Source organism: Streptomyces sp. NPDC047974, from assembly GCF_040653375.1.
GTDB lineage: Bacteria > Actinomycetota > Actinomycetes > Streptomycetales > Streptomycetaceae > Streptomyces.
The window spans coordinates 19,106-29,579 of sequence record NZ_JBEZNU010000006.1 but is presented as its reverse complement, the minus strand read 5'-3'; the positions used below and the strand labels follow the sequence as shown (position 1 = coordinate 29,579).

Sequence of the window (10,474 nt, the reverse complement as noted above, 5' to 3'; positions counted from 1 at the left end):
GGTCGAGGCACCACCGTCGGTGGACGCGCCACCATCGGTCGAAGCGCCACCGTCCGTGGAGGCACCACCGTCGGTGGACGCGCCACCGTCGGTCGAGGCACCACCGTCGGTCGAAGCGCCACCGTCGGTGGACGCGCCACCGTCCGTGGAGGCACCACCGTCGGTCGAAGCGCCACCGTCCGTGGAGGCACCACCGTCGGTCGAAGCGCCACCGTCCGTGGAGGCACCACCGTCGGACGAGTCGCCGCCGTCGCTGTCGCCGTTCTCGCCGCCCTCGGTGTCACCGATGCTGGTGTTGCCGTCGCTGTCGCCGAGCGCGCCGACGGTCACCTCCAGCGTCGCGGCGTCCTCGCTGTTGACGGCCTGCGCGGCGCCCGCCGCGGTCAGGGACGCACCGGCGATGATCACGGCACCGGCCGCGACTCGCGCCAGGCGGACTCGCGTCTTGTTGGTCATCTGGTTGCTACCCCCAGTAGCTTCATCTCGTCATGGGGCAGCGCCAGGGGCCCCGGGCACGGGAAGCGTCATGGTTACTGGACCTGCCCCCGTTCACACGCGCCCCAGATATGCGCATGCCATCCAGCCACCCTTCCGAGTTTCCGAAGTGGCGTCAAGGCCGTTGCGCGTGCGATGCCCGAAAGATCACCAGTTGGACGGCATGTGACGATGCAACTGTGACGTAAACCCTGAACTACGGGGTTCGCGACGGCAGTTCCCTTGTCGACAAAGCGCCCGGACCACCCGCCGACCGCTTGCAGCGGCGAACGCATCGGGCCCCGCACCGAGAGGTGCGGGGCCCGGAAACGATCGCTGCGGGGCGGTTACTTCACCTGCTCCTGCTGCTTGCGCCAGCGGATGCCGGCCTCCAGGAAGCCGTCGATCTCGCCGTCCAGGACCGACTGCGGGTTGCCGACCTCGAACTCCGTACGGAGGTCCTTGACCATCTGGTACGGGTGGAGGACGTACGACCGCATCTGGTTGCCCCAGGAGCTGCCGCTGTCCTTGAGGGCGTCCATCTTGGCCCGCTCCTCCTGGCGCTGGCGCTCCAGGAGCTTGGCCTGGAGGACGTTCATGGCGCTCGCCTTGTTCTGGATCTGCGAGCGCTCGTTCTGGCAGGAGACCACGATGCCGGTCGGGAGGTGCGTGATGCGCACGGCCGAGTCGGTGGTGTTGACGCCCTGGCCGCCGGGGCCGGAGGCGCGGTACACGTCGACGCGGAGGTCCGACTCCTCGATCTCGACGTGGTCCGAGGACTCGACGACGGGGAGGATCTCGACGCCCGCGAAGGAGGTCTGGCGGCGGCCCTGGTTGTCGAAGGGCGAGATGCGCACCAGGCGGTGGGTGCCCTGCTCGACGGAGAGGGTGCCGTAGGCGTACGGCGCCTTGACGACGAAGGTGGTCGACTTGATGCCGGCCTCTTCCGCGTACGAGGTCTCGTAGATCTCGGTCGAGTAGCCGTGGCGCTCGGCCCAGCGCAGGTACATGCGCTGGAGGCGCTCGGCGAAGTCGGAGGCGTCGACGCCTCCGGCCTCGGCGCGGATGTTGACCAGCGCCTCGCGCGCGTCGTACTCGCCGGAGAGGAGGGTGCGGACCTCCATCTCGTCGAGCGCCTTGCGCACGGAGGTCAGCTCGGCCTCCGCCTCGGCGAGGGTGTCCGCGTCGTCCTCGGCCTCGGCCAGCTCGAAGAGGACGCCCAGGTCGTCGATGCGGCCGCGCAGCGCCTCGGCCTTGCGGACCTCGGCCTGGAGGTGGGAAAGCTTGCTCGTGATCTTCTGCGCCGCCTCCGGGTCGTCCCAGAGGGACGGGGCCGCGGCCTGCTCTTCGAGCACGGCGATGTCTGCCCTCATCTTGTCGAGGTCCAGGACGGCCTCGATCGACCCCATGGTCGAGGAGAGGGACTTCAGCTCTTCGGATACATCGACGACTGCCACGCGTCCAGCGTAACGGCTCCCGGCCCCGAGCCGAACCTACGGCCGTCCGGCCTGTGGACAACCCGATCCGAAAGGTGCCCCGGGGCTACGGCGCGGGCTGGGACGTCGGCCGGGAGTCCTGCGGCGGGGCGCCGTCCTCGCCTGCGAGCGCGAGGTAGCCGCCGGTGCCGAGCGCGGCCGCCGCGACGGCGGCCGCGATGCCGAGGACGATCCGGCGCTTGCGGACGGCCCCGGCCTTGTTGCGGGCCGAGCCGGGTCTGCGGGCGCCGGCCGGGCGGGGGGCACGGGCGGTGCCGTGCGGGCCGCCGGACAGCTCGTCGGGGCCCGGCACCCGCATGGAGGTGTGGGTGTCGCGGTGGGAGTCGGCGGAGGCACCGGGCACCAGCGGGACGGCCGCGCGGCGGCGGCCGGTGTCGGCGGGCGCGCCGGTGGAGGTGGCGTACGCGGGGTCCTCGTACGACACCTGGGGCGCGGGCTCGGCGTCGGGCTCGTCCACGTCCAGCGGCGGGATGCCCTTGAGGAGCGGCAGGACGTCGGCGAGGCGGGCGGCCAGCTCGGAGGCGCGCAGCCGGGAGGCGGGGGCCTTGGCGAGGCACTGGACGAGCAGCTGCCACAGCTCCTCGGGGATGCCGGGGAGCGGGACGACGGTCTCGGTGACGTGCCGGCGCAGGACCGCGCCGGGGTGGCCGCCGCCGAAGGGCGTGAAGCCGGCGAGGAGCTCGTACAGGACGGTGGCGAGGGCGTAGATGTCGACGGCGGCGCGGGGCGGCAGGCCCTCGACGATCTCGGGGGCGAGGTAGTCGGGGGTGCCGATGATCCGGGTGGCCTTGGTGCGGCCGGGGGTGTCGATGAGCTTGGCGACGCCGAAGTCGGTGAGGAGGGCGGGGTGGGCGCCGCCGGGGCCGAGCGGGCCCTCCATGTCGAGGAGGATGTTCTCCGGCTTGACGTCCCGGTGGACGACGCCGGCCGCGTGGGCGGCGGCGAGGCCCTCGGCGACGTCCTTGATGATCGCGACGGCGGCCTCGGGGGCGAGGCGGCGCTCCCGGTCGAGGCGGGTGCGCAGGTCGGTGCCGCGGACCAGGTCCATGACGAGGGCGAGGTCGTTGCCGTCGACGACGAGGTCGCGGACCTTGACCACGCGCGGGTGGTCGAGCCCGAGCAGGGCGGTGCGCTCCTGCACGAAGCGGCCGACGAGCTCCTGGTCGGAGGCCAGGTCCTCGCGCAGCAGTTTGACGGCGACGGGCCCCTCGGGGCCCTCGCCGAGCCACACCGTTCCGGCGCTGCCCCGCCCGAGGATCTGGTGGGTGGTGTAGCGACTGCCGATGTTCCGTGCCAAGACTGCTCCCTCAGCGGCTGCGGTTCGCGTCAAAGTTACGCGTCCCTGGCCGCCGGACGTCACTCCCGGAGGGAAATCACCCCTCGGAAGTCGATAAATCGGCAGTACGACCGCGTTTCCCGCGGCCGTACGCCTTCCGTACCGGCGGTTACTGGCCGGTGCCGCCCGATCCGCCGGAGGAGCCGGTGGCCTCCCCGATGGTGGAGATCCAGTCGGTGACGGTGGAGATGCCGTCGCCGATGGCCTCCCAGTAGCCCTTGCCCTGGGCGATCCAGTCCTGGAGCGGGGTGAGCTCCCAGACGAGCCAGCCGGCCACCACGAAGAGGACCACCATGATCAGGCAGCCCTTGAGGCAGCCGAGGCCGGGGATCCGCACCGGGTTGGCACTCCGCTGGCGGGGCGGGCGCGGCTCACGCGGGGCGGGCGGCTGGGGCTGCGGCCGCTGGGGCTGCTGCGGCTGCTGGGGCGGCGCGTACTGCTGGGGCGGGGGCTGCGGCGGCGCGTACGGCTGCGGGGCGGGCCGCTGGGGCGCCGGGCGCTGCTGCTGCTGGTACGGCGGCGGCTGCTGGGGCTGCTGGTAGCCCTGCTGCGGGTAGCCCTGGGGCTGCTGCTGGTACTGCTGCGGCGGGGGGCCCTGCTGGTACGGCGGGGGCTGCGGCGGCTGCTGCGGGCGGCGCGCGGGGCGACGGCGCAGCGGGTCCTCGCTGGGGTCCAGGTACTGCACCTGGGTCTGCTCGTTGCGGTCGCGGGCCGCGCGGAGCTGGGTCTGCCAGGGGTGCGGGTCCTCCGCCGGCGGGTTCGGCGGCATGGCGGGCATGACGGCGGTCGGGTCCGCCGCGCCGGCGGGGCCGCCCGCGGGCAGCACCGCGGTCGGGTCCGCGGCACCGGCCGGTCCGCTCGTGGGCAGGACGCTGGTGGCGGCGGCCGGGTCGAAGGCCGCGGGCGCTCCGGAGCCGGCGGGCAGCACCTGCGTGGGGTCCGCGGCGCCGGGCGTGCCGGGGACCTGCGCCGGGTCGGGGTCCGGGGCGAGGAGGGCGCCGACGCCCTCGGCGGCCTCGATCTGGGCGGGCGAGGAGTGCACGCCGATGCCGGCGGCGACCGTGCGCAGACCGCGCGCCAGGTTGACGGCGCTGGGCCGGTGGTCGGGGTTCTTGCTGAGGCAGCGCTCGATGACCGTCCACAGGGGCGCGGGCACCGTGGACGGGCGGCGGGGCTCCTCGCTGAGGTGCATGTGGAGGACTTCGAGGGCGGTGCCGCCGGCGAACGGCGGACGGCCGGTGACCAGCTCGTACAGCAGGATGCCGGCGCCGTAGATGTCGACGGCGGAGGTCTGCGGGCGGCCCTCGGCGGACTCCGGCGCCACGTACGCGGGCGTGCCGACGAACTCGTGGGTGCGGGTGAGGCCCGGGGAGTCGGCGAGGCGGGCGATGCCGAAGTCGGTCAGCATCGGGTGCATGGCGCCGTCCCGCTCGGCGAGCAGCACGTTGGCCGGCTTGAGGTCGCGGTGGACGACGCCGTCGGCGTGGCTGGCGGCGAGCGCGTCGGCGATCTGCGCGGTGAGCAGGGCGGCGGCGACCGGGGTCAGCGGGCCGCTCTCCCGCAGGTAGCGGTGGAGGTCGGGGCCCTCGACGAGGTCCATGACCAGGGCCAGGACGTCGCCCTCGACGACCAGGTCGCGGGTGCGCACGATGTTCGGGTGCGTGAGCCGGAGGAGGACGGACCGCTCGCGCAGGAAGCGCATCACGATGTCCGCGTCGTTGGCCAGCTCCTCCTTGAGGACCTTGATCGCGACGGTCTCGCCGGGCTGGCCGGCCACGGCCGCCTCGGCGCCCGCCGTCTCCCGCTGGCGGGCTCGCCAGACGGTGCCCGTGGCGCCGCGGCCGAGCGGCTCCTCGAGCAGGTACTTGCTGCCGATAGGCCGCACGTCACGCGCTCCCTGCTGATCGTGGCTGATCGTGGTCCTGGGTGGCCGGTCCCGCTCGGTGCGACCGAGCCGGGCCCCGAAGGCCTCTTGCTTCTCTTCTTCCGACCCGTCCGGGTGTCCGACCCACTCTAGTGCCGCCGAACGGGTCGTCGGCGGGTCGTCCACAGGCGGATTTCCGCTGACGCGTTCGAACCGCCGGACGGTCGCGGAGGGCCCGGGGGCCGACCCGCAGGATGGCCGAAGGCTTTCCTTCCCCGCCCGCGCCCCGCGCCGGAATCCCGCCCGGATCCCGGCGCGGGCACCCGCCCGGGTGGCGTCCGAACTTGTCCGGAAGAAGACGCTCCCCCGGCCCGGATGGTTGCCACACCGGCCCCACGCCCGGGGTCGACCTGGCGTTTTCGCGTCACACCGGACGACCGGGGACGACCGTTCAAGATCACTTCGGGGTGACCCGGCGGCAGGTTGTCGGCGGCAGGTGCGAGGATGCCTCCAGCACGTCGCATCGGTGGGGTCGGGAGCCCCCGCGCCGTGCCGACCTGTACCGGGCGACGCGTCCGTGCCGGGTGGGGGGTGAACGGGGCGGTCCCCTGCCGGGCATGTCGCGCAGAAGGGACCGCTGACGGCGATGCAGATCCGGCTGACCGTCCTCGCGCCGCACGCCGGCCACGGCGCCGGGCGCGCCTGCGACGTGCTCGTCACGGCCCCCGCGGGCACGGCGCTGTCCGCCGTGGCCTCGAACCTCGCCGCCGCCGTCACCGGCCCCGACACGGCCGGCGGCACCGGCACGCCCGTGCTGTACGCGGGCGCGGAGCGCCTGGACGCCCGCCGCTGCGTGCTGGGCGAGCCTCCCCTGGTGGACGGCGCGGTCCTCGCCCTCCAGGCCCCCGACCCGGACGACCGGACCGACCTCGCCACCGCCGGCTCCGCCGCCCGGCTGCACGTGGTCGCGGGCCCCGACGCGGGCGGGGTGCACCTGCTGCACGGCGGGCCGATCAGGATCGGCCGCTCCGTCGAGGCGGACGTGCCGCTGGACGACCCGGACGTGTCCCGCGCGCACTGCACGGTGACCGTCGCGGGCGACGGCCGGATCACCGTCGCCGACCTCGGCTCCACCAACGGCACGACCCTCGACGGCGCCCCCGTCGGCGCCCGCCCCGTCCGGCTGCGCCCCGGCGCCCTGCTCCGCCTCGGCGAGTCCACCCTCCGCCTCACCGCCCCGCACGACCCCGCGGAGGACCCCGGGCCCCTCCCCACCTCCCCCGACGGCGAGGGGCACCTGCGGGTGCCCCCGGCTCCCGCGCCCGCCGAGGACGGCACCGGCGGCGACGGCGACGCCGGCACGCACGCGTGGGCGGGCCGCATCCCCGGGACGCCCGGCGCGCCGCCGGCCGCCCCCGCTCCCGACCCCGTCGACACCTGGACGGACGCCGGCCACAGGCGCGCACGGGAACCCGAGGGCGGCGACGGCGGCGCGACGCACGCGCACGTGCGCACGGCCTTCCCCGACGACACCGACCCGGCGGGACCGGCCACCCGCAGGAGCGGCCGGCGCGGGCTCGGCGCGTGGGCGCGGCGGCTCGCCGGCGCGCGCGAGGCCGACCCGGCGTCCGGCGCCGGGCCGTCCCCGGCGCCCGCCGCATCGCCCTGGCCGTCCGAGGCCCCCGGCGAGACCGCCGCGCCCGACACCTGGCCCGATCCGGCGGCCGTGCTGCTCACGGCGCTCGGCCCCGGCCCCCGGCTGTGGGAGCGGACGCCGGACCACCCCGAGGCCCTGACCGTCCGGCTCGGCACCGCCGACCGCGCGGAGCTGTCCGGGGTGCCCGTCACCGTGGGCCTGCGCGAGGCCGGCTCCCTGGGCCTGGCGGGCCCGGCGGACCGGCTGGCCGGCCTGGCCCGGGCCGTGGTGGCCCAGCTGGCCGCGCTGCACTCCCCCGCCGACCTGGAGATCGTCCTCGTCAGCGCGGACCGCAACCGCCCCCTGGAGGAGCGGCGGCGCGCCTGGGGCTGGCTCGGCTGGCTCCCGCACACGCGGCCGGCGCACGGCCAGGACTGCCGGCTGCTCCTCGCGTACGACCGCGAGCAGGCGCAGGCCCGTACGGCCGAGCTGACCCGCCGGCTCGACGACGGCCCGCTCGGACCGGGCTGGGCCAGCGCGGACCGGGCGGCGGTCGCCGAGGCCGCGGCGGCGTACACGGGTCCGGCGACGGTCGTGGTCGTCGACGGCGACCCCGGCACGGCGGCGCTGCGCGAGACGGTGGCCCGGCTCGCGGGCGCGGGCGCGGCGGCCGGCATCCACCTCGTCTGCCTGGCCGAGGCGCCCTCGGCCTCCCCCGCGTCGCCGGTCGCCGCGACGTACGAGACGGCGTGCGCGGCCTCCCTCGCCTTCCGCGAGTGCGGGGCGGCGGCGCTGCTCAGCGGTGACGTGGCGACGGCGCTGCGGCTGCTGCGGACCTCCGGCGGGCGGGCCGCGGGCCACGGCACGGTCGGTGTCGTGGACGCGGTCTCCGTCGCCTGGGCGGAGCGGTTCGGCCGCGCGCTGGCCCCCCTGCGTACGGACGCGGCGGCGACGGCCCCGGGCCGGACGGCCGCCCTGCCGCTCTCCTCCCGCCTCCTGGACGAGCTGGGCCTGGCCCGGGCCACCCCGGCGTCCCTCATGGCCCGCTGGGCGTCGGCCGGCGAGGGCACGGCGATCCTGGGCGCGGGCCCGCGCGGCCCGCTCGCCGTCGACCTCACGGCGGAGGGCCCCCACCTGCTCATCGAGGGCCCCGTGGGCAGCGGCCGCACGGAACTCCTCCGCGCCGTCGCCGCGTCCCTCGCGGCCGGCGGCCGCCCGGACCGGCTCGGCCTCCTGCTGGTGGACGGCGCGGGCGGCGAACGCGGCGAGGGCCTCACGCCCTGTACGGAGCTGCCGCACGTCACCGAGCACCTGGTGGCCTCGGACCCGGTCCGCATGCGGGAGTTCGCCCAGGCGCTGGGCGCGGAGCTGAAGCGCCGCGCGGAACTGCTCGGCGACGGCGACATCGCCGACCTCCGCAGCACCCGCACCCTCATCGGCCAGCGCTCCCCGAGCGCCGCCGAGCAGCTCCCCGCCCGGGGCGCCGCCGACCTCACGGACCGCCCCAGCGGCCGCACCCTGCGCACCGGCGCCGGCTCGGTGGGCGACACCACCCCCGGTGCCCGCACCCCCTACCAGTACCCCCGCACCGCGGAAGACCTCCCCGACACCCCCAGCGACCGCCTGACCCGCGCCCCCCGGGCGGCGTACCCGGGCGCGGGCGACCTCTCCTCCCCGACGGGCGGACGGCTCGGCGGACGGTCGTCGGGGGCGGCGGACCTCGGCGAACGGGCCAGCGGACGGACGCTGCGGACGGACGAGGGCCGGCCCGGGCCGGCCGGTGCGCGCGTGCCGCGCCCCGCGAGCGAGGAGTCCCACCTGGCCGCGGCGCGCCCCGGCGCGCCCCGGATACCGCTGCCCCGGCTCGTCGTGCTCGTGGACGACTACGACGCCCTCGTCGCCCCCGCCCTGGGCGCACCGGGACGCCCGGCCGCCGGCTCGGTCGTCCGAGCCCTGGAGGCGGTCGCACGGCACGGCGAACGGCTCGGCGTGCACCTGATCGCGACCTCCGCCCGTCCGGACCGGACCGCCGACACGGACCTGGCGCACGGCGCCCGCCTCCGCGTCGTCCTGGACGCCCCGCCGAGCACACCGGGCCCCGACGTCCCGGCACCGGGCCGGGGCCGCCTCGGCCACCCCGACGGGCGCGTGACGCCCTTCCAGGCGGGCCGCGTCACGGGCAGGATCCCGCGCACGGCGACGCTCCGCCCCACGGTCGTCCCCCTGGAGTGGGAGCGCATGGGCGACCCGCCCACCCGCCGCCCGGTCCGCGAACTCGGCAACGGCCCCACGGACCTCGCCCTCCTGGCCAGCGCCCTGGACCGCGCGGCCCGCTCGGTGGAAGCCACCCCCATGCCCCCGTTGACCCACGCCTGAGGAACGGAGCCCGCTCCACCGACGGCTCTTCGGACAGGACCCCGCACCGGAGCGCACCCCACGGACCGGCTCTCTACAGCCGACAAGCCGCCGCGCCGTCCCACCGACGGCCCTGGGCCCGGTCCTGCGGCCGAAGCAGCGGTGGCACTGCGGCCCCGCCTCACGGCCGCCCATAAGGCGCGGCGCGCCTTATGGGCCTCGCGGCGCCGAAAGCCGGCGGCCACGGGGCACGGGGCATGGGGCATGGGGCATGGGGCACCCGACCGAGCCCGACACCGCCCCGCGCCGCAACAGCGCGCCTTGCGGGGCGAAGCCCGCTGGTCCGGGGGACCGGGGCCCAGGGTCCGGGGCCCAGGGGGCCACAGCCCTGGGTCCCAGGGCAGAGCCCTGAGGCCGGGGCCGAGCTCTAAGGCCCAGGGGGCCCGGGGGCTCGCCCCGGTTTCGGGAAGGGGCGGGGTGGGGGAAGGCCCCGCGCAGCGGTACCCCGCCCGAACCCGCAGCCCACGCCCGGCCGCACCCGAAGCCGAAGCCGCACCCAGGCCGCCCCGCACCGCCCCTTCAGCCCCCGCCCGTCACCGCCCCGTCCCGCCCCCCAGCGTCCGCAGCCCCGCCAGGGCCGCCCGGGCGAGGTCGTCGACGTACCCCTCCGGGGGGTCCGTGCGGACGACGACGAGCCGCCAGTACAGAGGGCCGACGATGAGGTCGAGGGCACGGGCAGGGTCGGTGCCCTCGGGGAGCTCGCCGCGGGCGACGGCCTCGCGGACGATCTGCGCGACGACCCCCTCCTGCCCGTCGAGCAGCGCCCCCCGCACCGCCGCGGCGATCTCCGGCTGCCGCGCCGCCTCGACGAGCAGCTCGGGCACGACCTGCGAGGCGATCGGGTGGCGCAGCGCGTGCGCCGTGACGGTGAGGAGGGCGCGCACGTCCCCCTCCAGGGAGCCGGTCGCGGGCGCGGGCAGCCCCTGCGCGGCGACCGCCCCGACCAGGTCGAGGACGAGTTCCAGCTTCGACTTCCAGCGCCGGTAGACCGCCGTCTTCCCGACGCCCGCGCGCCGCGCGATGCCCTCGATGGACATCCGGGCGAAGCCGACGGCGGCGAGTTCCTCGAAGACGGCGGTCCGGATGGCCTCGGTGACGTCCTCGCGGAGCACGGCGGCTCCGGCGGGCGCCCGACGGGGCGTGGGGTTGCTCATGAACGGCATCCTAACCAACGGTTACGTCACGACGAGACGGTTGCGTTCCGACGTACGAGCGTCCTAACCTCCCCGTAGCGACGATACGGACCCGTCCCG

The 10,474-nt window shown here is 76.5% G+C and carries 5 protein-coding genes and 1 pseudogene; 1 reads left to right on the top strand and 5 read right to left on the bottom strand.

What is annotated here, in order from left to right:
• The 4 genes and pseudogenes from AB0E19_RS10975 to AB0E19_RS10960 form a co-directional block, all read right to left on the bottom strand.
• Positions 1–456 (bottom strand): annotated as a pseudogene (locus AB0E19_RS10975) (hypothetical protein); the annotation flags it as partial.
• Between the two features lie 365 nt (positions 457–821).
• Entirely contained in the window at positions 822–1,931 is a 1,110-nt protein-coding gene (prfB, locus tag AB0E19_RS10970) for a peptide chain release factor 2 (RefSeq protein ID WP_362176675.1), read from the bottom strand.
• A gap of 85 nt (positions 1,932–2,016) precedes the next feature.
• Positions 2,017–3,267: a serine/threonine-protein kinase gene (locus tag AB0E19_RS10965; protein ID WP_362176673.1), complete on the bottom strand. Its 1,251-nt coding sequence runs from the start codon at positions 3,265–3,267 to the stop codon at positions 2,017–2,019.
• A 148-nt stretch (positions 3,268–3,415) separates the two neighbouring features.
• Positions 3,416–5,191, bottom strand: coding sequence for a serine/threonine-protein kinase (locus AB0E19_RS10960; RefSeq protein ID WP_362176670.1), 1,776 nt, complete (start codon positions 5,189–5,191; stop codon positions 3,416–3,418).
• A 625-nt stretch (positions 5,192–5,816) separates the two neighbouring features.
• On the opposite strand from AB0E19_RS10960, the gene AB0E19_RS10955 reads away from it, so the two are divergent.
• A complete protein-coding gene (locus tag AB0E19_RS10955; protein WP_362176667.1) occupies positions 5,817–9,182 on the top strand; it encodes an FHA domain-containing protein in 3,366 nt (1,121 codons plus the stop codon).
• A 572-nt stretch (positions 9,183–9,754) separates the two neighbouring features.
• Here AB0E19_RS10955 and AB0E19_RS10950 read toward each other — a convergent pair.
• Positions 9,755–10,375, bottom strand: a complete 621-nt coding sequence (locus tag AB0E19_RS10950) for a TetR/AcrR family transcriptional regulator (RefSeq protein ID WP_362176664.1) — start codon at positions 10,373–10,375, stop codon at positions 9,755–9,757.
• Positions 10,376–10,474 lie beyond the last annotated feature (99 nt).

Bases quoted from the DNA above. Each gene is read 5' to 3' on its own strand.
- AB0E19_RS10955 (WP_362176667.1), top strand. From the start codon at position 5,817: ATGCAGATCCGGCTGACCGTCCTCGCGCCGCACGCCGGCCACGGCGCC.
- AB0E19_RS10950 (WP_362176664.1), bottom strand. From the start codon at position 10,375: ATGAGCAACCCCACGCCCCGTCGGGCGCCCGCCGGAGCCGCCGTGCTC.